This is a genomic window from Streptomyces sp. NPDC058051, assembly GCF_042885475.1.
Classification (GTDB): Bacteria; Actinomycetota; Actinomycetes; order Streptomycetales; family Streptomycetaceae; genus Streptomyces.
On sequence record NZ_JBHVRW010000002.1, the window covers coordinates 341227 to 368121 of the forward strand.

The 26895-nt window shown below is 71.4% G+C and carries 22 protein-coding genes; 20 read left to right on the forward strand and 2 right to left on the reverse strand.

Annotation, left to right across the window (positions count from 1 at the left end):
* From ACFVUT_RS05075 to ACFVUT_RS05130, 12 genes are all read left to right on the forward strand, one after another.
* Window positions 1-1287, forward strand: a complete 1287-nt coding sequence (locus ACFVUT_RS05075; protein WP_389647343.1) for a dihydroorotase — start codon at window positions 1-3, stop codon at window positions 1285-1287.
* Window positions 1284-1865 (forward strand): hypothetical protein, encoded by a 582-nt coding sequence (locus ACFVUT_RS05080; protein ID WP_389647346.1) that lies wholly within the window; start codon window positions 1284-1286, stop codon window positions 1863-1865. Before ACFVUT_RS05075 ends, ACFVUT_RS05080 begins: the two co-directional genes overlap by 4 nt.
* Window positions 1862-3019: a glutamine-hydrolyzing carbamoyl-phosphate synthase small subunit gene (gene carA, locus ACFVUT_RS05085; protein ID WP_389647349.1), complete on the forward strand. Its 1158-nt coding sequence runs from the start codon at window positions 1862-1864 to the stop codon at window positions 3017-3019. Before ACFVUT_RS05080 ends, carA begins: the two co-directional genes overlap by 4 nt.
* The gene (carB, locus tag ACFVUT_RS05090) at window positions 3012-6320 is read left to right on the forward strand and encodes a carbamoyl-phosphate synthase large subunit (protein ID WP_389647353.1); all 3309 of its coding nucleotides are present in this window, start codon (window positions 3012-3014) and stop codon (window positions 6318-6320) included. Before carA ends, carB begins: the two co-directional genes overlap by 8 nt.
* A 64-nt stretch (window positions 6321-6384) precedes the next feature.
* Window positions 6385-7494: a quinone-dependent dihydroorotate dehydrogenase gene (locus ACFVUT_RS05095; protein WP_389647356.1), complete on the forward strand. Its 1110-nt coding sequence runs from the start codon at window positions 6385-6387 to the stop codon at window positions 7492-7494.
* Window positions 7491-8330, forward strand: coding sequence for an orotidine-5'-phosphate decarboxylase (pyrF, locus tag ACFVUT_RS05100; RefSeq protein ID WP_389647359.1), 840 nt, complete (start codon window positions 7491-7493; stop codon window positions 8328-8330). Before ACFVUT_RS05095 ends, pyrF begins: the two co-directional genes overlap by 4 nt.
* Window positions 8331-8574: 244 nt before the next feature.
* Entirely contained in the window at window positions 8575-8898 is a 324-nt protein-coding gene (locus ACFVUT_RS05105) for an integration host factor (protein ID WP_003970367.1), read from the forward strand.
* A 38-nt stretch (window positions 8899-8936) separates the two neighbouring features.
* Window positions 8937-9554 carry a guanylate kinase gene (gmk, locus tag ACFVUT_RS05110; protein ID WP_389647362.1) on the forward strand — a complete coding sequence of 206 codons (618 nt, stop codon included), beginning with the start codon at window positions 8937-8939 and terminating at the stop codon, window positions 9552-9554.
* Between the two features lie 111 nt (window positions 9555-9665).
* On the forward strand, window positions 9666-9938 hold the full coding sequence (rpoZ, locus tag ACFVUT_RS05115; protein WP_003970369.1) for a DNA-directed RNA polymerase subunit omega: 273 nt from the start codon (window positions 9666-9668) through the stop codon (window positions 9936-9938).
* 132 nt (window positions 9939-10070) lie between these two features.
* The gene (gene coaBC, locus ACFVUT_RS05120; RefSeq protein WP_389647365.1) at window positions 10071-11315 is read left to right on the forward strand and encodes a bifunctional phosphopantothenoylcysteine decarboxylase/phosphopantothenate--cysteine ligase CoaBC; all 1245 of its coding nucleotides are present in this window, start codon (window positions 10071-10073) and stop codon (window positions 11313-11315) included.
* A gap of 202 nt (window positions 11316-11517) precedes the next feature.
* Complete coding sequence (gene metK, locus ACFVUT_RS05125) at window positions 11518-12744, forward strand: methionine adenosyltransferase (RefSeq protein ID WP_389647368.1); 1227 nt, start codon at window positions 11518-11520, stop codon at window positions 12742-12744.
* Window positions 12745-12886: 142 nt separating this feature from the next.
* On the forward strand, window positions 12887-15031 hold the full coding sequence (locus tag ACFVUT_RS05130; protein WP_389647371.1) for a primosomal protein N': 2145 nt from the start codon (window positions 12887-12889) through the stop codon (window positions 15029-15031).
* Between the two features lie 201 nt (window positions 15032-15232).
* On the opposite strand, the gene ACFVUT_RS05135 is transcribed toward ACFVUT_RS05130, so the two are convergent.
* Entirely contained in the window at window positions 15233-15781 is a 549-nt protein-coding gene (locus tag ACFVUT_RS05135; protein WP_389647374.1) for a hypothetical protein, read from the reverse strand.
* Window positions 15782-16011: 230 nt separating this feature from the next.
* Here ACFVUT_RS05135 and fmt point away from each other — a divergent pair, with 230 nt between their 5' ends.
* The 4 genes from fmt (at window position 16012) to ACFVUT_RS05155 (ending at window position 20754) form a co-directional block, all read left to right on the forward strand.
* Entirely contained in the window at window positions 16012-16944 is a 933-nt protein-coding gene (gene fmt / locus ACFVUT_RS05140) for a methionyl-tRNA formyltransferase (RefSeq protein ID WP_389647376.1), read from the forward strand.
* 213 nt (window positions 16945-17157) lie between these two features.
* Window positions 17158-18591 (forward strand): RsmB/NOP family class I SAM-dependent RNA methyltransferase, encoded by a 1434-nt coding sequence (locus ACFVUT_RS05145; protein WP_389647379.1) that lies wholly within the window; start codon window positions 17158-17160, stop codon window positions 18589-18591.
* A 299-nt stretch (window positions 18592-18890) separates the two neighbouring features.
* Window positions 18891-19574, forward strand: coding sequence for a ribulose-phosphate 3-epimerase (gene rpe, locus ACFVUT_RS05150; protein ID WP_389647382.1), 684 nt, complete (start codon window positions 18891-18893; stop codon window positions 19572-19574).
* 163 nt (window positions 19575-19737) lie between these two features.
* Entirely contained in the window at window positions 19738-20754 is a 1017-nt protein-coding gene (locus tag ACFVUT_RS05155; protein WP_389647724.1) for a sugar-binding transcriptional regulator, read from the forward strand.
* An 85-nt stretch (window positions 20755-20839) separates the two neighbouring features.
* Here the strand turns inward: ACFVUT_RS05155 and ACFVUT_RS05160 are convergent, their stop codons facing one another.
* A complete protein-coding gene (locus ACFVUT_RS05160) occupies window positions 20840-21862 on the reverse strand; it encodes a terpene cyclase (RefSeq protein WP_389647727.1) in 1023 nt (340 codons plus the stop codon).
* 304 nt (window positions 21863-22166) lie between these two features.
* Here ACFVUT_RS05160 and ACFVUT_RS05165 point away from each other — a divergent pair, with 304 nt between their 5' ends.
* The 4 genes from ACFVUT_RS05165 to ACFVUT_RS05180 all read left to right on the forward strand — a co-directional run bounded on the left by ACFVUT_RS05165 (window position 22167) and on the right by ACFVUT_RS05180 (window position 26890).
* Entirely contained in the window at window positions 22167-23633 is a 1467-nt protein-coding gene (locus ACFVUT_RS05165) for a GuaB1 family IMP dehydrogenase-related protein (RefSeq protein ID WP_389647384.1), read from the forward strand.
* A 216-nt stretch (window positions 23634-23849) separates the two neighbouring features.
* The gene (locus ACFVUT_RS05170; RefSeq protein ID WP_389647387.1) at window positions 23850-25307 is read left to right on the forward strand and encodes an aldehyde dehydrogenase family protein; all 1458 of its coding nucleotides are present in this window, start codon (window positions 23850-23852) and stop codon (window positions 25305-25307) included.
* 110 nt (window positions 25308-25417) lie between these two features.
* Window positions 25418-25918, forward strand: a complete 501-nt coding sequence (locus ACFVUT_RS05175; protein WP_389647390.1) for an Lrp/AsnC family transcriptional regulator — start codon at window positions 25418-25420, stop codon at window positions 25916-25918.
* Between the two features lie 174 nt (window positions 25919-26092).
* Window positions 26093-26890, forward strand: coding sequence for a carbon-nitrogen hydrolase family protein (locus tag ACFVUT_RS05180; protein WP_389647393.1), 798 nt, complete (start codon window positions 26093-26095; stop codon window positions 26888-26890).
* The last annotated feature ends 5 nt before the right edge of the window (window positions 26891-26895 follow it).

Sequence of the window (26895 nt, forward strand, 5' to 3'; positions counted from 1 at the left end):
ATGAGCAAGATCCTGATCCGCGGCGCGAAGATCCTCGGCGGCGACCCCCAGGACGTCCTGATCGACGGCGAGACCATCCAGGAGGTCGGAACCGGCCTCGACGCCGGGGACGCCACCGTCGTCGAGGCCGAGGGCTCGATCCTGCTGCCCGGCCTCGTCGACCTCCACACCCACCTGCGCGAGCCCGGCCGGGAGGACTCCGAGACCGTCCTCACCGGCACGAAGGCGGCGGCCGTCGGCGGCTTCACCGCCGTGCACGCCATGGCCAACACCTTCCCGGTCGCCGACACCGCCGGCGTCGTCGAGCAGGTCTGGCGGCTCGGCAAGGAGTCCGGCTACTGCGACGTGCAGCCGGTCGGCGCCGTGACCGTGGGCCTGGAGGGCAAGAAGCTCGCCGAGCTCGGCGCCATGCACGATTCGGCCGCCGGAGTGAAGGTCTTCTCCGACGACGGCAAGTGCGTCGACGACGCGGTGATCATGCGCCGCGCGCTGGAGTACGTGAAGGCCTTCGACGGCGTCGTCGCCCAGCACGCCCAGGAGCCCCGCCTCACCGAGGGCGCCCAGATGAACGAGGGCGTCGTCTCCGCGGAACTCGGCCTCGGCGGCTGGCCCGCCGTCGCCGAGGAGTCGATCATCGCCCGCGACGTCCTGCTCGCCGCCCACGTCGGCTCCCGGGTGCACATCTGCCACCTGTCGACCGCCGGCTCCGTCGAGATCGTCCGCTGGGCCAAGTCCAAGGGCTGGAACGTCACCGCCGAGGTCACCCCGCACCACCTGCTCCTCACCGACGAGCTCGTACGGACCTACAACCCGGTCTACAAGGTGAACCCGCCCCTGCGTACCGAGGCCGACGTCATGGCCCTGCGCGAGGCGCTCGCCGACGGCACCATCGACTGCGTCGCCACCGACCACGCCCCGCACCCGCACGAGGACAAGGACTGCGAGTGGGCCGCCGCGGCGATGGGCATGGTGGGCCTGGAGACCGCGCTCTCCGTCGTCCAGCAGACGATGGTCGACACCGGCCTCATCGACTGGGCGGGCGTCGCCGACCGGATGTCGTTCCGGCCGGCGGCCATCGGCCGCCTCGACGGCCACGGCCGGCCCGTCTCGGCCGGTGAGCCCGCCAACCTCACGCTGGTCGATCCGTCATACCGTGGTGCCGTGGACCCCGCGGGCTTCGCCTCCCGCAGCCGCAACACTCCCTACGAGGGTCGCGAGCTGCCGGGCCGAGTCACCCACACCTTCCTGCGGGGCCGTGCCACGGTCGTCGACGGGAAGCTCGCGTGACAACACTCACCCCCCTGCACCTCCAGCTCGCCGCCGAGCAGAAGTCGGCCGAAGTGACCGACTGGTCCGCTCGCGTCAGCTGGGTCATCGGACTGATCGTCCTCATCGCCTTCGTCTACTGGCTGATGCGCCAGGGATGGAAGTGGCGGGGAAGCCTCCAGTCCGACCTGCCGGAACTCGCCACCGCCCCGGAAGGGTTCGCGGACGACGAGAAGCTGCTGACGCTCACCGGGCGGTACCACGCCTCGACGACCGCCGGGCAGTGGCTCGACCGGATCGTCGCCCACGGCCTCGGCACCCGCAGCCGCGTCGAACTCACCCTGACCGCCCGGGGCCTCGACGTCGTACGGCCCGGGGCGACCGACTTCTTCGTCCCGGCCGCCGCACTGCGCGAGGCCCGGCTCGACAAGGGCATCGCGGGCAAAGTCCTCCCCGAGGGCGGCCTGCTGATCATCACCTGGGCGCTCGGCGACAGGCTGATCGACTCCGGCTTCCGCTCCGACCGCTCGGCCGAACACCCGGCCTGGGTCGAGGCCATCAACCAACTCACCAGCACTACGGAAGGCACCGCACGATGACGATCTCCAATCCGGGGCATGCCTCGAAGGGGAAAAAGGTGTCTCCCGCCGTACTCGTCCTGGAGGACGGCCGCTCCTTCCGCGGCCGCGCCTACGGGGCCGTGGGGGAGACCTTCGGCGAAGCGGTGTTCTCCACCGGCATGACCGGCTACCAGGAGACACTGACCGACCCCTCCTACCACCGCCAGGTCGTCGTGATGACCGCCCCGCACGTCGGCAACACCGGCGTGAACGACGAGGACCCCGAGTCGCAGCGGATCTGGGTCGCCGGCTACGTCGTCCGCGACCCCGCGCGAGTGCCCTCCAACTGGCGCTCGCGCCGCTCGCTCGACGAGGAGCTGGAGCGCCAGGGCGTCGTCGGCATCAGCGGCATCGACACCCGCGCCCTCACCCGCCACCTGCGCGAGCGCGGCGCCATGCGCGTCGGCATCTTCTCCGGCGACGCGGTCGCCGACGAGGCCGCACTGCTCGCCCGGGTCCAGGAGGCGCCCGAGATGGTGGGCGCCGACCTCTCCGCCGAGGTCGCCACCGAGGAGGCGTACGTCGTCCCCGCGATCGGCACGAAGAAGTTCACCGTCGCCGCCATCGACCTGGGCATCAAGGGCATGACCCCGCACCGGATGGCCGAGCGCGGCATCGAGGTGCACGTGCTGCCCGCCACCGCCACCCTGGAGGAGGTGTACGCGGTCGAGCCCGACGGCGTCTTCTTCTCCAACGGTCCCGGCGACCCGGCCACCGCCGACCACCCGGTCTCCGTGATGCGGGGCGTCCTGGAGCGGAGGACCCCGCTCTTCGGGATCTGCTTCGGCAACCAGATCCTGGGTCGCGCCCTCGGCTTCGGCACCTACAAACTGAAGTACGGCCACCGCGGGATCAACCAGCCCGTGCAGGACCGCACGACCGGCAAGGTCGAGGTCACCGCGCACAACCACGGCTTCGCCGTCGACGCGCCCCTCGACCAGGTCTCCGACACGGAGTTCGGCCGCGCCGAGGTCTCCCACGTCTGCCTGAACGACCAGGTCGTCGAGGGGCTCCAGCTCCTGGACCGGCCGGCCTTCAGCGTCCAGTACCACCCCGAGGCGGCGGCCGGCCCGCACGACGCCGCGTACCTCTTCGACCGCTTCGTTTCCCTGATGGAGGGCCAGCGTGCCTAAGCGCTCCGATATCCAGTCCGTCCTGGTCATCGGCTCCGGCCCGATCGTCATCGGGCAGGCCGCCGAGTTCGACTACTCCGGCACCCAGGCCTGCCGGGTCCTCAAGTCCGAAGGCCTGCGGGTCATCCTGGTGAACTCCAACCCGGCGACGATCATGACCGACCCGGAGATCGCCGACGCCACCTACGTCGAGCCGATCACCCCCGAGTTCGTCGAGAAGATCATCGCCAAGGAGCGCCCCGACGCGCTGCTCCCGACCCTCGGCGGCCAGACCGCGCTGAACACCGCGATCTCCATGCACGAGAACGGTGTCCTGGAGAAGTACGGCGTCGAGCTGATCGGCGCCAACGTCGAGGCCATCAACAAGGGCGAGGACCGCGACCTCTTCAAGGGCGTCGTCCGGGCCGTCAAGGAGAAGATCGGCTACGGCGAGTCCGCCCGCTCGGTCATCTGCCACTCCATGGACGACGTCCTGACGGGCGTCGACACGCTCGGCGGCTACCCCGTGGTCGTCCGCCCCTCCTTCACCATGGGCGGCGCCGGTTCCGGCTTCGCGCACGACGAGGAGGAGCTGCGCCGGATCGCCGGACAGGGCCTCACTCTCTCCCCGACCACCGAGGTGCTCCTGGAGGAGTCCATCCTCGGCTGGAAGGAGTACGAGCTGGAGCTGATGCGCGACAAGAACGACAACGTCGTGGTCGTCTGCTCCATCGAGAACTTCGACCCGATGGGCGTCCACACCGGTGACTCGATCACCGTCGCCCCGGCGATGACGCTCACCGACCGCGAGTACCAGCGGCTGCGCGACATCGGCATCGCGATCATCCGCGAGGTCGGCGTCGACACCGGTGGCTGCAACATCCAGTTCGCCATCGACCCGGCCGACGGCCGGGTCATCGTGATCGAGATGAACCCGCGCGTCTCCCGCTCCTCGGCGCTCGCCTCGAAGGCCACCGGTTTCCCGATCGCCAAGATCGCCGCCAAGCTGGCCGTCGGCTACACGCTCGACGAGATCCCGAACGACATCACCGAGGAGACGCCGGCCTCCTTCGAGCCGACGCTCGACTACGTGGTCGTCAAGGCCCCGCGGTTCGCCTTCGAGAAGTTCCCGTCCGCCGACTCCACCCTCACCACCACGATGAAGTCGGTGGGCGAGGCCATGGCGATCGGCCGGAACTTCACCGAGGCACTCCAGAAGGCGCTGCGCTCCCTGGAGAAGAAGGGCTCGCAGTTCTCCTTCGTCGGTGAGACCGGTGACAAGGCCGAGCTGCTGGCCGAGGCGGTCCGCCCGACCGACGGCCGGATCAACACCGTCATGCAGGCGATCCGGGCCGGCGCCACCCAGGAAGAGGTCTTCGAAGCCACGAAGATCGACCCCTGGTTCGTCGACCAGCTCTTCCTGATCAAGGAGATCGCCGACGAGCTGGCCGCCGCCGACAAGCTCGGCCCCGAACTGCTCGCCGAGGCCAAGCGGCACGGCTTCTCCGACGTCCAGATCGCCGAGATCCGCGACCTGCGCGAGGACGTCGTCCGCGAGGTGCGGCACGCGCTCGGCATCCGCCCGGTCTACAAGACGGTCGACACCTGCGCCGCCGAGTTCGCCGCGAAGACGCCGTACTTCTACTCCAGTTACGACGAGGAGAACGAGGTCGCGCCCCGCACCAAGCCCGCGGTGATCATCCTCGGCTCCGGCCCCAACCGCATCGGCCAGGGCATCGAGTTCGACTACTCGTGCGTCCACGCCTCCTTCGCGCTGAGCGACGCCGGCTACGAGACCGTGATGGTCAACTGCAACCCGGAGACCGTCTCCACCGACTACGACACCTCCGACCGCCTGTACTTCGAGCCGCTGACGCTTGAGGACGTGCTGGAGATCGTCCACGCCGAGACCCTCGCGGGCCCCGTGGCCGGTGTCGTCGTCCAGCTCGGCGGCCAGACCCCGCTGGGCCTGTCGCAGGCGCTCAAGGACAACGGCGTGCCCGTCGTCGGTACGTCCCCGGAGGCGATCCACGCCGCCGAGGACCGCGGCGCCTTCGGCCGCGTCCTGGCCGAGGCCGGTCTGCCCGCTCCGAAGCACGGCACCGCCACCACGTTCGACGAGGCCAAGGCCATCGCCGACGAGATCGGCTACCCCGTCCTCGTGCGCCCCAGCTACGTGCTCGGCGGCCGCGGCATGGAGATCGTGTACGAGGAGGCGCGGCTGGCCTCGTACATCGCCGAGTCCACCGAGATCAGCCCCACCCGGCCGGTCCTGGTCGACCGCTTCCTCGACGACGCGATCGAGATCGATGTCGACGCGCTCTACGACGGCACCGAGCTCTACCTCGGCGGCGTGATGGAGCACATCGAGGAGGCCGGCATTCACTCCGGTGACTCCGCCTGCGCGCTGCCCCCGATCACCCTCGGCGGCTACGACATCAAGCGGCTGCGCGCCTCCACCGAGGCCATCGCCAAGGGCGTCGGCGTCCGCGGACTCATCAACATCCAGTTCGCGCTCTCCGGCGACATCCTGTACGTCCTGGAGGCCAACCCGCGCGCCTCGCGCACCGTCCCCTTCACCTCGAAGGCGACCGCGGTCCCGCTCGCCAAGGCCGCCGCCCGGATCTCCCTCGGCGCGACCGTCGCCGAACTCCGCGCGGAAGGACTCCTCCCGGCGAACGGCGACGGCGGCACGCTGCCGCTGGACGCGCCGATCTCCGTCAAGGAGGCCGTCATGCCGTGGTCGCGCTTCCGCGACATCCACGGCCGCGGCGTCGACACCGTCCTCGGTCCGGAGATGCGCTCCACCGGTGAGGTCATGGGCATCGACTCGGTCTTCGGCACCGCGTACGCCAAGTCGCAGGCCGGTGCCTACGGCCCGCTGCCCACCAAGGGCCGCGCGTTCATCTCGGTCGCCAACCGTGACAAGCGTTCGATGATCTTCCCGGCGCGCGAGCTCGTCGCCCACGGCTTCGAACTGCTGGCCACCTCCGGCACCGCCGAGGTCCTCAAGCGCAACGGCATCAACGCCACGGTCGTGCGCAAGCAGTCCGAGGGCACGGGCCCGCAGGGCGAGAGGACCATCGTCCAGCTGATCCACGACGGAGAGGTCGACCTGATCGTCAACACGCCGTACGGCACGGGCGGCCGCCTCGACGGCTACGAGATCCGTACCGCCGCCGTGGCCAGGTCCGTGCCGTGCCTGACGACGGTCCAGGCGCTCGCCGCCGCCGTTCAGGGCATCGACGCGCTCACCCACGGAGACGTCGGCGTCCGCTCGCTCCAGGAACACGCGGAGCGTCTGACCGCGGCCCGCGACTAGCAGCCCGGAAGGGGGACACCGGAAACGGTGTCCCCCTCTCTGTGAGGACACCGAGGACACCCCGATGTACAGATTCTTCTTCCGCCTGGTCTTCACGCGGATGGACCCGGAACGCGCCCACTACCTGGCCTTCCGCTGGATCCGCCTCGCCGCACGCGTCCCCGTGCTGCGTACCTTCGTCGCCGCCGTGCTCGCCCCCCGCCACACGGAGCTGCGCACCGAGGCCCTGGGTCTGCGGATGCACGGCCCCTTCGGCCTCGCCGCCGGCTTCGACAAGAACGCCGTCGCGATCGACGGCATGGCGATGCTCGGCTTCGACCACATCGAGATCGGTACGGTCACCGGCGAGCCGCAGCCCGGCAACCCCAGGAAGCGTCTCTTCCGCCTCGTCGCGGACCGCGCGCTGATCAACCGCATGGGCTTCAACAACGAGGGCTCGGCCGCCGTGGCCGAGCGTCTGGCCGCCCGCAGGCCGGTCTTCAGAACCACGGTCGGCGTCAACATCGGCAAGACCAAACTCGTGCCGGAGACCGAAGCCGTCGGCGACTACGTGAAGTCCGCCGAGCGACTCGCCCGGCATGCCGACTACCTCGTCGTGAACGTCTCCTCGCCCAACACGCCCGGCCTGCGCAACCTCCAGGCCACCGAGGCGCTGCGGCCCCTGCTCAGCGCCGTCCGCGAGGCGGCCGACCGGACCGTCACCGACCGGCGGGTGCCCCTGCTCGTCAAGATCGCCCCGGACCTCGCGGACGAGGACGTCGACGCCGTCGCCGATCTCGCGGTCGAACTGGGCCTCGACGGCATCATCGCCACCAACACCACCATCGCCCGGGACGGTCTCGGTCTGAAGTCCTCGCCGTCCGTGGTCGCCGAGACCGGCGGGCTGTCCGGTGCGCCGCTCAAGGCACGCTCCCTGGAGGTGCTCGGCCGCCTCTACGCGCGTGTGGGTGACCGGATCACCCTGGTGGGTGTCGGCGGCATCGAGAACGCCGACGACGCCTGGCAGCGCATTCTCGCCGGGGCCACCCTCGTCCAGGGTTACAGCGCCTTCATCTACGAGGGCCCGTTCTACGCCCGGACGATCCACAAGGGACTGGCCGCACGTCTGGCGGCCTCCCCGTACGCCACCCTCGCCGAAGCCGTCGGCGCGGAAACCAGGAAGGCCACCGCATGATCCCGGAACCGTTCGGCGCACGCCTGCGCCGTGCCATGGACACCCGCGGGCCGCTCTGCGTCGGTATCGACCCGCATGCCTCGCTGCTCACCGCCTGGGGCCTGAACGACGACGTCGCGGGACTGGAGCGCTTCACGCGCACGGTCGTCGAGGCCCTGGCGGACCGGGTCGCCGTCCTGAAGCCGCAGTCCGCGTTCTTCGAGAGGTTCGGCTCGCGCGGCCTCGCCGTCCTGGAAAAGGCCGTCGAGGAGGCCCGGGCGGCCGGTGCGCTCGTCCTCATGGACGCGAAGCGCGGCGACATCGGCTCCACCATGGGCGCCTACGCGGCGACCTACCTGGACAAGGACTCGCCGCTGTTCTCGGACGCGGTCACCGTCTCGCCGTACCTCGGCTTCGGTTCGCTGCGCCCGGCGCTCGACGCGGCCGTCCTCTCCGGCGCGGGAGTCTTCGTGCTCGCCCTCACCTCGAATCCGGAGGGCGCCGAGGTGCAGCGCGCCACCGCCGCCGACGGCCGTTCGCTGGCGCAGGTCATGCTCGACCACATGGCCGCCGAGAACGAGGGGGCCGCCCCGCTGGGCTCCGTCGGCGCGGTGGTCGGCGCCACGCTCGGGGACGCGGGCGTGGACCTGGCGATCAACGGCCCGCTGCTGGCCCCCGGGATCGGGGCCCAGGGCGCGACGCCCGCGGATCTGCCCGGTGTCTTCGGCGACGCGGTGGGCAATGTGGTCCCCAGCGTGAGCCGCGGCGTACTGAGCCGGGGACCGGACGCGGCGGGGCTGCGCGCGGCCGCCGACCGGTTCGCGGACGAGGTCCGCAGGGCCGTCGCAGGTAGGTGAGCATGCCACGTAACACCGTGTTGACGGAGTCCTGACCAAAAAACTCGGTCGTTATGCCTGAAATGTCCTGGTCGGTTGAGGCTGACCAGGACTTTTCGTTGGTTCTCGCTGACTCCGGCGGCCTTGGCCGCTAGTCTCCGTCGAGAGCCGACGTACACAAGTTGTCCGTGGCTCACCTGGTGGGGGGTGCTCAGCTTCCTCACCGGTCCGTATCCGACAGATCGACATCCGAGGTGACGTAGGCGTGGCTCTTCCGCCCCTTACCCCTGAACAGCGCGCAGCCGCGCTCGAAAAGGCCGCCGCGGCTCGCCGGGAGCGGGCCGAGGTCAAGAATCGACTCAAGCACTCCGGCGCCTCGCTCCACGAGGTCATCAAGCAGGGCCAGGAGAACGACGTCATCGGGAAGATGAAGGTCTCCGCCCTCCTGGAGTCCCTGCCGGGCGTGGGCAAGGTCCGCGCCAAGCAGATCATGGAGCGGCTCGGCATCTCCGAGAGCCGCCGGGTCCGGGGTCTCGGCTCGAATCAGATCGCATCCCTGGAGCGTGAGTTCGGCGGCAGTCCCGCCTGACGTTCTCAGGCACCCCTGAGAACCTGGATAATCGCTCCATGGCTGCAACATCCCGGGGGACGTCCCCCGTACCCCCGGACGTACGTCCGCGGCTGACCGTGCTCTCCGGCCCCTCAGGGGTCGGCAAGAGCACGGTCGTCGCCCATATGCGCAAGGCTCACCCCGAGGTATGGCTCTCGGTGTCGGCGACGACCCGCAGGCCGCGCCCCGGCGAGCGCAACGGTGTCCACTACTTCTTCGTGGACAACGACGAGTTCGACAAGCTGATCGCCAACGGCGAGCTGCTGGAGTGGGCCGAGTTCGCCGGCAACCGGTACGGCACGCCGCGCCGCGCCGTGCTCGAACGCCTGGAGGCGGGCGAGCCGGTGCTGCTGGAGATCGATCTCCAGGGTGCCCGGCTGGTCCGGCAGTCGATGCCGGACGCCCAGCTCGTCTTCCTGGCCCCGCCGAGCTGGGAGGAGCTGGTGCGCCGGCTCACCGGGCGCGGAACCGAGTCCGCCGAGGTGATCGAGCGCCGTCTCGCCGCCGCCAGGATCGAACTGGCTGCCGAGTCCGAGTTCGATACGACGCTGGTCAACACCTCCGTCGAGGACGTGGCGCGTGAGCTGCTAGCCTTGATGCTGGAGTTCTCCGGCCACGGTGCCGACAGCGACTGAGCAGCCGACCCCCTCGGCAGCACGTCACTCGCAGGTAGCCCGCACAGAACCCGCATGAATTCCGCACGGTCAAAGACTTCTTTGATCTGTACCCCCTTCGGAAGGCAGAGAGTGTCCTCTTCCATCACCACGCCCGAGGGCATCATCAACCCGCCGATTGATGAGCTCCTTGAGGCCACCGACTCGAAGTACAGCCTCGTGATCTACGCCGCCAAGCGCGCCCGTCAGATCAACGCGTACTACTCGCAGCTCGGCGAGGGTCTCCTGGAGTACGTCGGTCCGCTCGTCGACACCCACGTGCACGAGAAGCCCCTCTCGATCGCGCTCCGCGAGATCAACGCGGGCCTGCTCACCTCCGAGGCCATCGAGGGCCCCGCGCAGTAGGCAGGAACGGCACCTTCACCACAGGCCCGGCGGCCCCGCCCGCCGGGCCTGTGGTGTGCCCGGGGCGACGGCGTCGGACCGGACACCGTGAGGCAGCATGGGGGTGTCCGTAACCGAGTGCGGGGAGACGCAGTGGACAAGCCGAAGGTCGTTCTTGGGGTCAGCGGAGGCATCGCCGCGTACAAGGCCTGCGAACTGCTGCGCCGCCTGACCGAGTCCGGTCACGATGTGCGCGTCGTCCCGACCGAGTCGGCGCTGCACTTCGTGGGGGCGGCCACCTGGTCGGCGCTCTCGGGCCACCCGGTGTCCACGGAGGTCTGGAACGACGTCCACGAGGTGCCGCACGTCAGGATCGGGCAGGGCGCCGACCTGGTCGTCGTCGCCCCGGCCACCGCCGACCTGCTCGCCAAGGCCGCGCACGGACTCGCCGACGACCTGCTCACCAACACGCTCCTGACCGCCCGCTGTCCCGTCGTCCTCGCGCCCGCCATGCACACCGAGATGTGGGAGCACCCCGCCACCCGGGAGAACGTCGCCACGCTGCGCCGCCGCGGCACCGTCGTCATCGAGCCCGCCGTCGGCCGGCTGACCGGCGTCGACACGGGCAAGGGCCGGCTGCCCGATCCCGGGGAGATCTTCGAGGTCTGCCGGCGCGTGCTGGCCCGCGGGCCCGTCGAGGCCGACCTGGCCGGCCGGCACGTCGTGATCAGCGCGGGAGGTACGCGGGAGCCGCTCGATCCGGTCCGCTACCTCGGCAACCGCTCCTCCGGCAAGCAGGGATACGCCCTGGCCCGCACCGCGGTCGCCCGCGGCGCCCGGGTCACCCTCGTCGAGGCCAACACGGGCCTGCCCGACCCGGCGGGTGCCGACGTCGTGCACGCGGGGACCGCCGTACAGCTGCGCGAGTCCGTGCTCAAGGCCGCCGCGGACGCCGATGTGGTCGTGATGGCGGCGGCGGTCGCCGACTTCCGGCCCGCCGAGTACGCGACGGGGAAGATCAAGAAGAAGGACGGCCAGGAGCCGGCGCCCATCCGGCTCGTCCGCAATCCCGACATCCTGGCCGAGGTCGCCGGTGAACGCGACCGGCCGGACCGGATCGTCGTCGGATTCGCCGCCGAGACCGACGACGTCCTCGCCAACGGCCGCGAGAAACTGCGCCGCAAGGGCTGCGATCTGCTCGTCGTCAACGAGGTGGGGGAGCACCGGACCTTCGGCTCCGAGGAGAACGAAGCGGTGGTCCTCGCGGCCGACGGCGGGGAGACCGTGGTGCCGTTCGGCCCCAAGGAGGCGCTTGCCGACACGGTCTGGGATCTCGTGTCGTCGCGGCTCGGACGACCTTCTCGTGCCACGCCGCGCCACCCGGGCGAAAAGCCCTGAAACACGGACGTGTGCGGCCTTTCCCGGACGTGATTTCCGTACCGTGAAGGGCCGTGCCGGAGGTCACAGAACTCCCAAAGGGCGAGACACGTTGTCCCTGGGGCCCCGGCTCCCGATAAACTGACCCCGGACTGTGCCGAGCGCAGCTCTCGGTGGTCCACCCAATGATCAGCCAGCAGCCGCTGCAACCCCAGGGAGCGATGTGTCCCGCCGTCTCTTCACCTCGGAGTCCGTCACCGAGGGTCACCCCGACAAGATCGCTGACCAGATCAGCGACACCATTCTCGACGCACTTCTCCGTGAGGACCCCCGGTCCCGCGTCGCCGTCGAGACCCTGATCACCACCGGTCTGGTGCATGTTGCGGGTGAGGTCACGACCAAGGCCTACGCCGACATTCCGAACCTCGTGCGCAACAAGATCCTTGAGATCGGCTACGACTCCTCCAAGAAGGGCTTCGACGGCGCCTCCTGTGGCGTCTCGGTGTCCATCGGCGCGCAGTCGCCCGACATCGCGCAGGGCGTCGACACCGCGTACGAGAAGCGGGTCGAGGGCTCCGACGCAGGTGAGGGGGAGGACGACCTCGACAAGCAGGGTGCCGGCGACCAGGGCCTGATGTTCGGCTACGCCTGCGACGAGACGCCCGAGCTCATGCCGCTTCCGATCTACCTCGCGCACCGGCTCTCGCGCCGGCTCTCCGAGGTCCGCAAGAACGGGACCATCCCGTACCTGCGCCCCGACGGCAAGACCCAGGTCACGATCGAGTACGACGGAGACAAGGCCGTCCGTCTCGACACGGTCGTCGTCTCCTCGCAGCACGCCAGCGACATCGACCTCGACTCGCTGCTCGCACCCGACATCCGCGAGTTCGTCGTCGAGCACGTGCTGGCGCAGCTGATCGAGGACGGCATCAAGCTGGACACCGACGGCTACCGGCTGCTGGTCAACCCGACCGGGCGTTTCGAGATCGGCGGCCCGATGGGGGACGCCGGCCTGACCGGTCGCAAGATCATCATCGACACCTACGGCGGCATGGCCCGCCACGGCGGCGGCGCCTTCTCGGGCAAGGACCCGTCGAAGGTCGACCGCTCGGCCGCGTACGCCATGCGCTGGGTCGCCAAGAACGTCGTCGCCGCGGGCCTCGCCGCTCGCTGCGAGGTGCAGGTCGCCTACGCGATCGGCAAGGCCGAGCCCGTCGGCCTGTTCGTCGAGACGTTCGGCACCGCCGCTGTCGAGACCGAGAAGATCGAGCACGCCATCGGCGAGGTCTTCGACCTCCGCCCGGCCGCGATCATCCGTGACCTCGACCTGCTCCGCCCGATCTACGCCCAGACCTCGGCCTACGGACACTTCGGCCGTGAGCTTCCCGACTTCACGTGGGAGCGCACGGACCGCGTGGACGCGCTGCGCACGGCGGCCGGGCTGCTGTAGCGACCCGGGGCACACGCCCTCCGTCCGTAACGCCGGGGCCCGGACACCGCACAAGGTGTCCGGGCCCCGGTGCGTGCGACCGCCGCCGCCGTCTCGCCGGGGCCGCTGTCAGTGCTGTCTGGTAGGAATGTGGAATGTGGCTGTGAGCAGCGAGAACGAGCGATCCGAGGAGCCCGCGGGCGAGACCGCGGAGCAGCTTGCGCTCATTCGGGAGACGGTACGGAAGGCCAAGGTGCCGCGGGCCAAGCCGCGGACCTGGCGCGGCGCCGTACTCGCCGGGGAACTGCCCGTCGCCCGGGTGCTCGTCAACAAGGGCGCGCTCCATCTCGACCAGTACTTCGACTACGCCGTGCCCGAGGAACTCGACGCGGACGCACAGCCCGGCGTGCGGGTGCGGGTGCGATTCGGGGCCGGGGCGCGCCATGTCCGCGGCGGCCGGCGCGAGGGGGGCGGTCTGATCGACGGCTTCCTCGTCGAACGGCTCGCGACATCGGACTACACCGGCGCCCTCGCCGCGCTCGCCTATGTGGTGTCGCCCGAACCGGTGCTGGGACCGGAACTGCTCGCCCTCTCCCGTGCCGTCGCCGACCGTTACGCGGGCAGCCTCGCGGATGTGCTGCAGCTCGCCGTCCCGCCGCGGAACGGCCGGGCCGAGTCCAGGCCGTCGCCCGAGCCCCTGCCGCCGCCGCCCGTGCCGTCGGCGGGGAGCTGGGAGAGGTACACCCAGGGGCCCGCGTTCCTGCGGGCGCTGTCCGAGGGCGGTACGCCCCGCGCCGTATGGACCGCGTTGCCCGGGCCGCACTGGCCCGAGGAGATCGCCCGGGCCATGGCCGCGACCCTTGCCTCCGGGCGCGGCGCACTCGTCGTCGTGCCGGACGGCCGGACCGCGGGACGGGTGGACGCGGCGCTGACCGACCTGCTCGGCCGGGGGCGCCACGCGTTGCTGACCGCCGAGTCCGGACCGGAGAAGCGGTACCGGGAGTGGCTTGCCGTGCGGCGCGGCTCCGTGCGGGCGGCCGTCGGGACGAGGGCCGCGATGTTCGCACCCGTCGCCGATCTCGGCCTGGTCGCCGTCTGGGACGACGGCGACTCCAGCCACAGCGACGACAACGCGCCGTTCCCGCATGTCCGCGAGGTGCTGGAACTCCGGGCCGCGCACGGCCGGTGCGCATTCCTCCTCGGCGGTACGAACTGCACGGTGGAAGCCGCCCAACTGGTGGAGAGCGGCTGGGCGCTGCCGCTGCGCGCGGACCGGGAGCAGGTGCGGATCGCGGCGCCGCTGGTGCGCACGGTCGGCGACGGGGAGCTGGCGCGGGACGGCGCCGCGAGGGCGGCCCGGCTGCCCAGTCTGGCCTGGCAGACGGTACGGGACGGGCTGCGCAGCGGCCCCGTCCTGGTCCAGGTGCCGCGCCGTGGCTACGCGCCGCGGCTGGCCTGCGAACGCTGCCGTGAGCCCGCGCGGTGCCGGCAGTGCGCCGGGCCGCTCCAGGCACCGGACCAGCGCGCTCTCGACTGCGCCTGGTGCGGCCGGGCCGAGACCGCCTGGCACTGCGTCGCCTGCGGCGGCAATCGGCTGCGGGCCCAGGTGGTCGGCGCCCGCCGCACCGCGGAGGAGCTCGGCCGGGCCTTCCCCGCCGTGCCGGTCCGGACGTCGGGCCGCGATCACATCCTGGACTCCGTACCGGACGCCCCGGCGCTCGTCGTCAGCACCCCCGGCGCCGAACCCGTCGCGGAAGGCGGCTACGCGGCCGCGCTGCTGCTGGACGGCTGGGCCATGGTCGGGCGCCCCGACCTGCGGGCCGGCGAGGAGGCGCTGCGTCGCTGGACGGCGGCGGCCTCGTTGGTGAGGGGTCAGCCGGAGGGCGGCACGGTGGTGATCGTCGCCGAGCCGACCCTGCGGCCCGTGCAGGCCCTGGTGCGCTGGGATCCGGTCGGGCACGCCCGCCGTGAGCTGGCGGAGCGGGCCGAGCTGGGCTTCCCTCCGGTGTCCCGGATGGCTTCGGTGACCGGCTCGCCGGACGCGCTCACCGCGTTTCTCGCGGCTGCTGACCTGCCGCCGGAGGCGGAGGTGCTCGGCCCGGTCCCCGTGCCCGGCGCGGAACACGGCAGGCCCCGCAGGCCGTCGGACGCCCCGCCCGGGGAGTCCTGGGAGCGGGCGCTGCTCAGGGTGCCTCCGGGAAGAGGGGCGGCGCTCGCGGCCGCGCTGAAGGCCGCGCAGGCGGCGCGGATGTCCCGGGGGAGCGGTGAGCGGGTCCGGATCAGGATGGATCCACCGGACATCGGCTGACGGTGCGGTGGGGCGGAGCCGGACGAGCGGCGGCCGGGGCCGGCCCGGAGCCGCGCCGTCCGCGCCCGCCGTTCCGGCGACGCCCTCCGCGCGGGTTCGGACGGGCTCGATCGCGCCGGACCGGCAGGGATGCGGAGCGGGGAGCGGTGGCAAAGACGCGGCTGCCCCGCCGTGCGTCGAGCCGGCGGGGCAGGGGAGCGGTCAGCCGTTGCGCGGTCCGGGGAAGACGCCCGGTCGCAGGTCCTCGCGGAGTGCCGGGCGGTCCGCCGACGGCTGCGGCGGCATGGTCCGTGCGGCGGGTACGGCGGGCAGCGCCTGCGCGTTGGACGGGCCCGGCGCCACGGGCAGCGGGAGTGACGCCGCGGTCTCCGCACCGGCCTCGGTCGTTTCCGGCTGCCGGGCGTTGCGGCGGGCGCCGTATCGGCGGTGCACCGCCTGCTTGGTGACCCCGAGGGCGGAGCCCACCGCGTCCCAGGAGAAGCCCAACGAGCGGTCGAAGTCCACCGCGGCGGTGACCAGGGTCTCGACGCTGTCCCGCAGCTCCTGGGCCAGCCTGACGGTCGGGGCCGGGGCCCTGCCGTAGACGACGAAGCCCGTGGACGGGCCGGAGCGGCGCGGACGGTAGACGTTGCCGAGTTGGGCGGTGAGCGTGCGCAGTGCGTCCACTTGCCGCCGGACCCGCTCGATGTCCCGCACCAACAGATGCAGACTGGCCCTCGCTTGGGCGTCGTGGGTTGCGTGGTCGGCCATGAAGAAGCCTCTCGAACCGGCGATGAAAAGGGATCGGGCCGCACCGTGCCGGCCCGCTTCGGTCAATCTCTCTTGACCAACGCGTCAGCCGTGGATCTGGTCACGCTGCGGGGGCGCGTGCGTATGCCGAAGGGGCGCGCGGTCGTACGTACGCCCCCTGGTCGCGCGGCCCATAGAATTGTGCGTTGCTCGTCACCGCACGTTTCGGCCCGAGAGGCAGTCAGCCACCCATGAAGCTCGTCTTCGCAGGCACCCCCGAGGTAGCCGTACCCGCCCTGGACGCCCTGATCGCCTCGGGCCGGCATGAGGTGGCCGCCGTCGTCACCCGGCCCGACGCGCCCGCCGGGCGTGGGCGCCGCCTGGTCGCCAGTCCTGTCGCCGAGCGTGCCGAGGAGGCCGGGATCGAGGTGCTCAAGCCCGCCCGGCCGCGCGACGAGGACTTCCTGGCGCGGCTGCGGGAGATCGGGCCGGACTGCTGCCCGGTCGTCGCCTACGGGGCGCTGCTGCCGAGGACCGCGCTCGACGTGCCCGCCCGCGGCTGGGTCAACCTGCACTTCTCGCTGCTGCCCGCCTGGCGCGGCGCCGCCCCCGTGCAGCACGCCGTCATGGCCGGGGACGAGGTGACCGGTGCGTCGACCTTCCTGATCGAGGAGGGACTCGACTCGGGCCCGGTGTACGGCGTCCTCACCGAAGAGGTACGGCCCACCGACACCAGCGGCGACCTCCTCACCCGGCTGGCGTTCGCCGGTGCGGGGCTGCTCGTCGCGACCATGGACGGCATCGAGGACGGCACGCTGCACGCAGTGCCGCAGCCCTCCGAGGGCGTCACCCTCGCACCGAAGATCACCGTCGAGGACGCCCAGGTGCGGTGGTCCGCACCTGCCCTGCGGGTCGACCGGGTGGTCCGCGGCTGCACCCCCGCCCCCGGGGCGTGGACGCTGTTCCGCGGCGAGCGGCTGAAGCTGGTCCAGGCGACACCCGTGCCGGCCCGCGCCGATCTGGCCCCGGGCGAGCTGTCGGCGGCCAAGAACCATGTGTACGTGGGCACCGGATCGCACGCCGTCGAGCTTCTGTGGGTGCAGCCGCAGGGCAAGAAGCCGATGCGGGCGGCGGACTGGGCCCGCGGGGTACGCATCGTCCACGGCGAGCTGCTGGGCCTGTAGCGCGCCTCCCGTCCGGGACCGGGCCGGGCCCGCGGTACCCCTTGGCCGCACCGCGTCGCGTCACGCCCGTCGCCGACGCGGCGCGTGGGCTCCCGCACCGGTCCGGCCCGGTCCGGAGGAAGGCCACTGCTCCCGTCCGGCGGAATCCGGGGCCGGGGTGGCGACGTAGGCTGGGAGGGTTCGCCCTCTCACCATCAGCGGAGCACCTTTCACGTGAACGACCAGCAGCGTCGCCGTCCCGCCAAGCCGCATCGCCGCCCCAAGAAGGATCCCGTCCGTTTCCTCGCCTTCGAGGCGCTCAGGGCCGTCGACGAACGCGATGCGTACGCCAACCTCGTCCTTCCTCCGCTCCTGAAGAAGGCCCGCGCCAAGGGCGACTTCGACCAGCGGGACGCGGCGCTGGCGACCGAGCTGGTCTACGGGACGCTGCGCCGCCAGGGGACGTACGACGCGATCGTCGCGGCGTGCATCGACCGCCCGCTGCGCGAGGTCGATCCGCCGGTCCTGGACGTGCTCACCATGGGCGTGCACCAGTTGCTCGGTACCCGTATCCCGACGCATGCGGCGGTTTCCGCCAGCGTGGAACTGGCCCGGGTGGTGCTCGGCGAGGGCCGGGCGAAGTTCGTCAACGCCGTCCTGCGGAAGGTCTCGGCGGACGACCTCGACGGCTGGGTGGGGAGGGTCGCCCCGTCGTACGAGGAGGACGCCGAGGACCATCTCGCGGTGGTGCACTCGCATCCGCGGTGGGTCGTGTCCGCTCTCTGGGACGCGCTGGGCGGCCCTCGTGCCGGGATCGAGGACCTGCTCGAAGCGGACAACGAACGGCCCGAGGTCACGCTGGTCGCACGCCCCGGCCGCTCCACCACGGGTGAGCTGCTGACCGCCCTGGGCGACGAGAACGGCCTGCCCGGCCGCTGGTCGCCCTATGCGGTACGCATGGCCGAGGGCGGCGAGCCCGGCGCGCTCACCGCCGTGCAGGAGGGCCGCGCCGGGGTCCAGGACGAGGGCAGCCAGCTGGTGGCCGCCGCCCTCGCCCACGCACCGCTGGAGGGCGGCGACACCCGGTGGCTCGACGGCTGCGCGGGGCCCGGCGGCAAGGCCGCCCTGCTCGGCGCGCTCGCCGCCGAACGCGGCGCCGCCCTGCTCGCCGCCGAGAGGCAGCCGCACCGGGCCCGCCTCGTCGAGCGCGCGCTGGCCGGAAACCCCGGCCCGTACCAGGTGATCACCGCCGACGGCACCCGCCCGCCGTGGCGGCCCGGCACCTTCGACCGGGTCCTGATGGACGTGCCGTGCACGGGCCTCGGCGCGCTGCGTCGACGCCCCGAAGCGCGCTGGCGGCGCCGCCCGGAGGACCTGGAGAGCTTCGCGCCGCTGCAACGCGGTCTGCTGCGTGAGGCATTGAAGGCCGTACGGGTGGGTGGAGTCGTCGGATACGCGACCTGCTCGCCGCATCTCGCGGAGACCCGGGTCGTCGTCGAGGACGTGCTCAAGGGGCGTGGCGGTCCGCCGGTCGACGCGGAGTGGGTCGACGCCCGCCCGCTGATGCCGGGCGTGCCCGCCCTGGGCGACGGTCCCGACGTCCAGCTGTGGCCGCATCTGCACGGCACGGACGCGATGTACCTGGCGCTGCTGCGGCGCACCGCCTGAGACGGGCCGGCGCGCACGCGGACGGCGCGGCGGCCGGAACCCGAGGCGCGCACTTCCGGCTGCCGGCACCCGGCCGCGCCCACAGCCGCGCGTCGCCGGTGCTCGCCGCGCCCACAGCCGCGCGTCGCCGGCCGTCCCGCGACCGGCCCGGCCCGTACCGCCGCCCAAGGGCCCGACGCGGGCTGAAACGCCCGTATCGTGCGGCCGGGAGCCCCGGATTCGGCGAACTGTAATGATCCCGTGAGGCTTTGGCCCGCACCAGGGCGGGGAAGCGGCGCGGAACATGGCAGGCTTGGCACATGGCCCAGATCAACCCCAGCATCCTGTCCGCAGACTTCGCCCGCCTCGCCGAGGAGGCGAAGGCGGTCGAAGGCGCCGACTGGCTCCACGTCGACGTGATGGACAACCACTTCGTGCCCAATCTGACCCTCGGCGTGCCGATCGTGGAATCGCTCAGCCGGGCCACGGACACGCCGCTGGACTGCCATCTGATGATCGAGGACGCGGATCGCTGGGCGCCGCAGTACGTCGAGGCGGGAGCCGGTTCCGTCACCTTCCACGTGGAGGCCGCGGCGGCCCCCGTACGGCTGGCCCGGGAGATCCGCGCCAAGGGCGCCCGTGCCTCCATGGCGCTCAAGCCCGCGACGCCCATCGAGCCGTACGAGGACCTGCTTCCCGAGCTCGACATGCTGCTGATCATGACGGTGGAGCCCGGCTTCGGCGGCCAGGCGTTCCTGGACATCATGCTGCCGAAGATCCGCCGCACCCGTGAGCTGATCTCCAAGCACGGCCTCGAACTCTGGCTCCAGGTCGACGGCGGCGTCTCCGAGTCCACCATCGAGCGGTGTGCCGACGCCGGCGCGGATGTGTTCGTCGCGGGTTCGGCGGTGTACGGGGCGAAGGACCCGGCCGAGGCGGTGCGCGCCCTGCGGGCCAAGGCCGACGGGGCCATCGCCTCGGCGGCCTGGGCGTGCCGGCACTGACGCGGCAACCGGCGCCGGGCCCGGCTTCGGCCGCGCTTGCCGGTCGGCCCGGCCAAGGGCAGATGAACGTGGTCCGACGGGACCGAGCAGGGATCGCCGGATCTGACAGGATGAACGGCGTATCGAGAGTGTGAACAGCAGTGAGGAGATCGCGGTGTCTGCTATGTCGGCGGGACGGTCCGCCCTGCGGATGGGGCCCGCGGAGCTGGTGCAGGCGGCGGCCATGGCCCGCCGCTTCTACCTCGAAGGAAAGTCGAAGATCCAGATCGCCGAGGAGTTCGGCGTCAGCCGCTTCAAGGTGGCCCGGGTCCTGGAGACGGCTCTTGAGCGCGACCTCGTACGGATCGAGATCCGCGTTCCCGCCGAGCTGGACGCGGAGCGTTCCGACGCGCTCAGGGCGCGCTACGGGCTGCGTCACGCGGTCGTCGTCGAGTCCCCGGCGGAGGAGCAGGACGACGCCGCCGACCCGGAGAACCTGGGCGAGGTCGCGGCCGATCTCCTCGGGGAGCTGGTGAACGAGGGCGATGTCCTCGGCCTGGCCTGGGGCCGGTCGACGATCCACATGGCGGCGGCTCTCGACCGGCTGCCACCCTGCACGGTCGTGCAGCTCACCGGGGTGTACGACGCGGGCACGGCCGAGCGCGGCTCGGTCGAGGCGGTCCGGCGGGCCGCCCAGGTGGCCGGCGGCGAGGCCCACCCGATCTACGCCCCGATGCTGCTGCCCGATCCGGCGACGGCCGCGGCGCTGCGCCACCAGACGGGCATCGCCCGCGCCTTCGAGTACTTCGACAAGGTGACGGTCGCCGCGGTCTCCATCGGCTCCTGGGAACCGGGCATCTCCACCGTCCACGACATGCTCTCGGACGAGGAGCGGGCGCACTACGCGTCGCTCGGCGTCGCCGCCGAGATGTCGGCGCATCTCTTCGACACGGAGGGGCGGCGGGTCGGCCGGGACCTGGGGGAGCGGTGCATCACGGTCGAGGCCGACCGGCTGCGCCGGATCCCCGAGGTGGTGGCGATCGCGGGCGGCCAGCGGAAGGCCGCCGCGATCGGAGCGGTGCTGCGGTCCGGGCTCGTCACCAGCCTGGTGACGGACACGGCGGCGGCCGACTATCTGCTGACCGCGTCGGCGGCGCCTCGGCGGCCGGCGCTGGAGCGGGCGGATCCGGACGGGATCTGAGCGGGTGCCGGGGCCGGGCGGCTGACCTCACCGGGCCGCCCGGCGACCGCGCCGTCCCGCTTCCTTCCCCGGCCCGCCCGGTGGTTCAGTCCTGGGCCACGCCCAGGACCGTCGCCTCCAGGTACTCCTCCGGCTCCTCGTACTGGCTCACGTCGGCCGGGTTGTAGCGAGGGGTCTGCCGCGACCAGTCGAGGTTGCCACGCATCCAGCTCCGCATCCCGTCCAGGTACGGCGTGAGCATCCAGGACAGCTGGGGGTACTCGGACAGCAGCGCGGCCTCGGCGGTGAGGAACCGCTCCGTCTCCGTGGTGATCCGCGCGCAGACGTGCTCCAGCGCCTGCTGCTTGCCGTACCCGCGGTGGTGCCGGACCAGGTGGACGAGATTGTGGATCTCGCCGAGGACCTGCTCCTTCTCGTACGAGTACACGTCATTGGCCCAGCACACGACGTTGCACGACGCTTCCAGCGCGGTGATGAACCGGGAATCGTTGTGGATCGACTCGGGAGCCTCGATCCCGGCCACGATCTCTATCAGGTCCATGCAGACGTGTATGGCACCGGTGTGACGGCGCTTGGCGATGTACGTCTCCTCGGACGGCACCGTCGCCGCGGCCCGGTTCCCGGCCTCCCAGGTGGTGGTCGTCGTCAGGTACGTCGTGAGGTGCAGGCCGAACCGGGTGCGCCAGTGCGCGGGCGCGGTCGGCGTCGTCCGTTCCCACAGGTCGACCAGGGCGACCACGGCGGCGGGGAGCTCCTCGTCCGGCCCGGCGCCCGTACCGGAGCCCTCGATCACGGACCGCATCACCGCGACCACGTCCCGCACCCGCTCCGGGCTGCGGCCCAGATGGCCGTCGTCGAGCTGGTCGTCGACGAGAAACAGCCACACGAACCAGTCGGCGACGAGGTCGAGGTTCTGTGCGTCCGCGGTCGGGTACACCATGCCGACGAAGGCCCCGAAGTCCGCTTGCTCGAAGCGTTCCCTGGCCGAATCGCGGTGTACCAGGCCGGTGTTGCGAATCCAAGCGTCGAGGTGGACACGGGTGCTCGCGACGTGCGGATTCGTTCGCTGGGGGAACGGGCAGTAGATGTCCGGCAGTTCGCTCTCCACGGGCGGGTCGTGATCCTCTCCGGTCGTACGGGTGACGGAAGTTGTGACCAACCGCCTGTCCTTCAGGGCGTAGTCGTGACCCGCGGGACCTGCGGTTTGAAGCTACCTGACCGCTTCGCACCAGGTCCAGGGAAGATGATCGCGAATGATGTGGAGGCCGGGCGGGTACGGTCCCTGTACACGGCAGGCTCCGCGTGCCCGGGGTTCCCGCTCCACCCCTTTGGAGGAACACACGAACGCGGGGACGGTTCGCTGTGCCTTCGGGGACGCGACCTGCGCTGTTTCGTATGAAAAAATGAGCGTTATGCGTTTTCTTGAGCCCGGTACCGGTCGCTACACAGACTCCCCCTCGGTCCCGTACGACCTCACGTACGACGACGTCTTCATGGTTCCGGGCCGCTCAGCGGTCGGATCCCGCCAAGGAGTCGATCTCGCCTCCCCCGACGGCACCGGCACCACCATCCCGCTCGTCGTCGCGAACATGACGGCCGTCGCCGGCCGTCGGATGGCCGAAACGGTCGCCCGTCGCGGCGGGCTCGTCGTCATACCCCAGGACATTCCGATCGAAGTCGTCGCCGATGTCGTCTCCTGGGTGAAAGCGCGCCACCTCGTGCTCGACACGCCGATCGTGCTGACCCCGGGCCAGACGGTCGCCGACGCCCTGTCCCTGCTGCCGAAGCGCGCGCACGGCGCCGGCGTCGTCGTGGACGAGGAGCGCCGGCCCGTCGGCGTCGTCACCGACCACGACCTGACCGGCGTCGACCGCTTCACGCAGCTCTCCGAGGTCATGTCCAGGGAGCTGGTGCTGCTCGACGCGGACATCGACCCGCGCGACGCGTTCAACAAGCTCGACGGGGCCCACCGCAAGCTCGCCCCCGCGGTCGACGCGGAAGGCCGCCTCGTCGGCATCCTCACCCGGAAGGCCGCACTGCGCGCCACTCTCTACACGCCCGCCACCGACGCCGCGGGCAGGCTGCGGATCGCCGCCGCCGTCGGGATCAACGGCGATGTCGCGGGCAAGGCCGAGCAACTGCTCGACGCGGGCGTCGACGCCCTGGTCGTGGACACCGCCCACGGCCACCAGGAGTCCATGATCAACGCGGTCCGGGCCGTCCGGGCGCTCGACCCGCGGGTGCCCGTCGTCGCGGGCAACATCGTCGCCGCCGAGGGGGTGCGCGACCTCGTCGAGGCAGGCGCGGACATCATCAAGGTCGGTGTCGGCCCCGGCGCCATGTGCACCACCCGGATGATGACCGGCGTCGGCCGGCCGCAGTTCTCGGCGGTCCTGGAGTGCGCCGCCGAGGCGAAGAAGTACGGCAAGCACGTCTGGGCCGACGGCGGTGTCCGCCACCCGCGCGACGTGGCCATGGCGCTCGCCGCGGGCGCGTCCAACGTGATGATCGGTTCCTGGTTCGCCGGTACGCACGAGTCGCCCGGTGACCTCCAGCAGTCCGCCGACGGCCGCTTCTACAAGGAATCCTTCGGCATGGCGTCCGCGCGCGCCGTGAAGAACCGCACGTCGGACGAGTCGGCGTACGACCGGGCCCGCAAGGCGCTCTTCGAGGAGGGCATCTCCACCTCGCGGATGTTCCTGGACCCGGTCCGGCCCGGCGTCGAGGACCTGATCGACTCGATCATCGCGGGCGTCCGTTCCTCCTGCACCTACGCCGGCGCGGCCTCCCTGGAGGAGTTCGCCGAGAAGGCCGTCGTCGGGGTGCAGAGCGCCGCCGGTTACGCCGAGGGCAAGCCGCTGCACGCCAGCTGGAACTGATTCCGCAGCCCTGCCGTCACCGTTGCCCCCGTGGTCGTCCGTGCCACGGGGGCGACGGCATTTCCTGATGACCTCGCGGGCCCCGGGGCTGTCCCGTCATCCCTGACGGTGTGTCCGGATCCGGCCCGGACACGCTGATGATCCCCTTCAACCCCATTGAAATCTAAGTAATATGAAGTGCATTCAGCTGCCCGCCCCTCTGCGGTAAGGGATCTCATGTCCTTCTTCACCGACCTGGCCCATCAGTACATCGACGGAGAGTGGAGGCCGGGCAAGGGATCCTGGGACATCATCGACTTCAATCCGTACAACGGGGAGAAGCTCGCCTCGATCACGGTCGCCACGGCCGACGAGGTGGACCAGGCGTACCGGTCCGCCGAGACCGCCCAGCGGGCGTGGGGCGACACCAACCCGTACGCGCGCAGACTGGTGCTGGAGCGGGCGCTGCACGTCGTCGAGGAGCGCGAGAGCGAGATCAGCGACGCGATCGTCGCGGAACTGGGCGGCACCCGGCTGAAGGCGGCCTTCGAGCTGCATCTCGCCAAGGAGTTCCTGCGCGAGTCGATCCAGCTCGCGCTGCGGCCCTCGGGGCAGATTCTGCCCTCACCGGTCGAGGGCAAGGAGAACCGCGTCTACCGGGTTCCCGTCGGTGTCGTCGGTGTCATCAGCCCCTTCAACTTCCCGTTCCTGCTGTCGCTGAAGTCGGTCGCCCCCGCCCTCGCGCTGGGCAACGCGGTGGTGCTCAAGCCGCACCAGAACACCCCGGTCTGCGGCGGCACGCTGGTGGCGAAGGTGTTCGAGGAGGCGGGGCTGCCCGCCGGCCTCCTGAACGTCGTCGTCACCGACATCGCCGAGATCGGCGACGCGCTGCTGGAACACCCCATTCCGCAGGTCATCTCCTTCACCGGCTCGGACAAGGTGGGACGGCACGTCGCCACGGTGTGCGCGGCGAACCTCAAGCGTGCCGTGCTGGAACTCGGCGGCAACAGCGCGCTCATCGTTCTCGACGACGCCGATCTGGACTACGCCGTGGACGCCGCGGTCTTCAGCCGCTACGTGCACCAGGGCCAGGTCTGCATGGCCGCGAACCGGATCCTGGTCGACCGGGCGGTGGAGAAGGAGTTCACCGAGAAGTTCGTCGCCAAGGTCGCCTCGCTGCCGGTCGGCGACCCGGCCGCCCCGGGTACCGTGATCGGCCCGCTGATCAACTCCTCGCAGGCCGAGGCCATTTCCTCGCTCGTCGACCAGGCCGTCGAGGCGGGTGCGACGGCGCTGCTGCACGGCCGGGCCGAGGGCAATCTGGTGAGCCCGTCCGTGCTGACCGGTCTTGCCGCCGATTCCCCCGTGCTCTCCCAGGAGATCTTCGGACCGGTGGCGCTCCTCGTGCCGTTCGACGGCGAGGACGAGGCGGTCCGCATCGCCAACGACACCCCGTACGGTCTGAGCGGCGCGGTGCACACCGGCGACATCGAGCGCGGCGTACGGATCGGGCAGCGCATCCACACGGGCATGATCCACATCAACGACGGCACGGTCCACGACGAGCCCATCGTGCCGTTCGGCGGCGAGAAGAGCTCCGGTCTCGGCCGGCTGAACGGCGACTCGATGGTCGAGGCCTTCACCACGCAGAAGTGGATCTCGGTGCAGTACGGCCGCTCGCAGTTCCCGTTCTGACCGGGCACCGGATGCGGTGAGGCGCCCTGCGGGGCGGCGCCGTGGTCTACTTCGGGGGCGGCCCGTGCCGCCCCCGAAACCGGCCATCGCAGAGAAGTGAACCGCCCGAAGTGCGCCTGAACGACCTCGACGAACGCATCGTCCACGCCCTCGCCGAAGACGCCCGGCGCTCCTACGCGGACATCGGAGCGATCATCGGCCTGTCCGCACCCGCCGTGAAGCGCCGCGTGGACCGGCTGCGCGCCGAGGGCGCGATCACCGGATTCACGGTGCGGGTGGACCCGGCGGCGCTGGGGTGGGAGACCGAGGGGTTCATCGAGATCTACTGCAGCCGCAACACGTCGCCGGAGGCGATCAAGCAGGGGCTCGCGCGGTATCCCGAGATCACTTCGGCCTCCACGGTGACCGGGGAGGCCGACGCGCTCGTGCAGGTCTTCGCGGCGGACATGCGCCACTTCGAGCAGGTGCTCGAACGGATCGCGGGCGAGCCGTACGTGGAGCGGACGAAGTCCGTGCTGGTGCTGTCGCCGCTGCTGCGGCGGTACTCCTCCGGGGCGCCGGAGCAGCGGCGGGACGGCGGCGGGCCCGAGCCTGCGGGCAGGGTCGGCTGAGACCTGGGTCACCCCTGTGACCTGCGTAGACGCACCGCGCAACGAATCGCCGCCACCGGCCGTCGGCGCGCAACGGATCGACGGTGCACGCGCAACGGTCGCGCCTTGTCCGGTGCGAGCGGCGGACCGTACCGTCAATACGTCCCGCCCCGCCCGTCCCGCCCGAGGTCAGCCATGCCGCCGTTGCGCACCGCCCTGCTCCAGAGCTCCGGACGGCCCGGCCGTGCGGACGAGAACCTCACGGTGCTCGACGGGGCCGCGGGTCGCGCGGCGGATGCCGGAGCCCGGCTGCTGGTCTGCCCCGAACTGTTCCTGACCGGATACGCGATCGGGGCCGATGTGCCCCTGCTGGCCGAGCCGGCCGACGGACCCTCGGCCGGGGCGGTCGCCGAGATCGCCGCACGGCACGGGCTCGCGGTCCTCTACGGCTACCCGGAGCGCGCGGGCCGGCGGATCTTCAACGCCGCGCAGCTCATCGGTCCGGACGGGACCGGCCTCGCGAACTACCGCAAGACCCATCTCTTCGGCTGCTTCGAGCAGGAGTGGTTCACGCCGGGCGAGGAACCCGTCGTCCAGGCCGAACTGGACGGCGTACGCATCGGGATCATGATCTGCTACGACGTCGAGTTCCCGGAGAACGTCCGCGCGCACGCCCTCGCCGGCACCGATCTGCTGCTGGTGCCCACCGCTCAGATGCACCCCTTCCAGTTCGTCGCCGAGTCCGTCGTACCGGTCCGCGCGTTCGAGAACCAGATGTACGTGGCGTACGTCAACAGAACCGGTCCGGAAGGCGAGTTCGAGTTCGTCGGGCTGAGTTGCCTGGCCGGCCCGGACGGTGCCGTCCGGGCCCGCGCCGGACGCGGCGAGGAACTGGTCACCGGTGACGTCGACCCCCGCCTCCTGACCGCGTCGCGTGCCGCCAACCCCTACCTGCACGACCGCCGCCCCGGTCTGTACGGCTCCCTCGTCTGAGTCCG

Excerpts from the sequence above, each read along its gene's own strand:
- ACFVUT_RS05095 (WP_389647356.1), top strand. The coding sequence starts at position 6,385 with ATGTACAGATTCTTCTTCCGCCTGGTCTTCACGCGGATGGACCCGGAA.
- fmt (WP_389647376.1), top strand. The coding sequence starts at position 16,012 with ATGAAGCTCGTCTTCGCAGGCACCCCCGAGGTAGCCGTACCCGCCCTG.
- ACFVUT_RS05170 (WP_389647387.1), top strand. The coding sequence starts at position 23,850 with ATGTCCTTCTTCACCGACCTGGCCCATCAGTACATCGACGGAGAGTGG.
- ACFVUT_RS05135 (WP_389647374.1), bottom strand. The coding sequence starts at position 15,781 with ATGGCCGACCACGCAACCCACGACGCCCAAGCGAGGGCCAGTCTGCAT.
- ACFVUT_RS05180 (WP_389647393.1), top strand. The coding sequence starts at position 26,093 with ATGCCGCCGTTGCGCACCGCCCTGCTCCAGAGCTCCGGACGGCCCGGC.
- pyrF (WP_389647359.1), top strand. The coding sequence starts at position 7,491 with ATGATCCCGGAACCGTTCGGCGCACGCCTGCGCCGTGCCATGGACACC.
- gmk (WP_389647362.1), top strand. The coding sequence starts at position 8,937 with ATGGCTGCAACATCCCGGGGGACGTCCCCCGTACCCCCGGACGTACGT.
- ACFVUT_RS05165 (WP_389647384.1), top strand. The coding sequence starts at position 22,167 with ATGCGTTTTCTTGAGCCCGGTACCGGTCGCTACACAGACTCCCCCTCG.
- carA (WP_389647349.1), top strand. The coding sequence starts at position 1,862 with ATGACGATCTCCAATCCGGGGCATGCCTCGAAGGGGAAAAAGGTGTCT.
- ACFVUT_RS05075 (WP_389647343.1), top strand. The coding sequence starts at position 1 with ATGAGCAAGATCCTGATCCGCGGCGCGAAGATCCTCGGCGGCGACCCC.
- rpe (WP_389647382.1), top strand. The coding sequence starts at position 18,891 with ATGGCCCAGATCAACCCCAGCATCCTGTCCGCAGACTTCGCCCGCCTC.
- ACFVUT_RS05155 (WP_389647724.1), top strand. The coding sequence starts at position 19,738 with ATGTCGGCGGGACGGTCCGCCCTGCGGATGGGGCCCGCGGAGCTGGTG.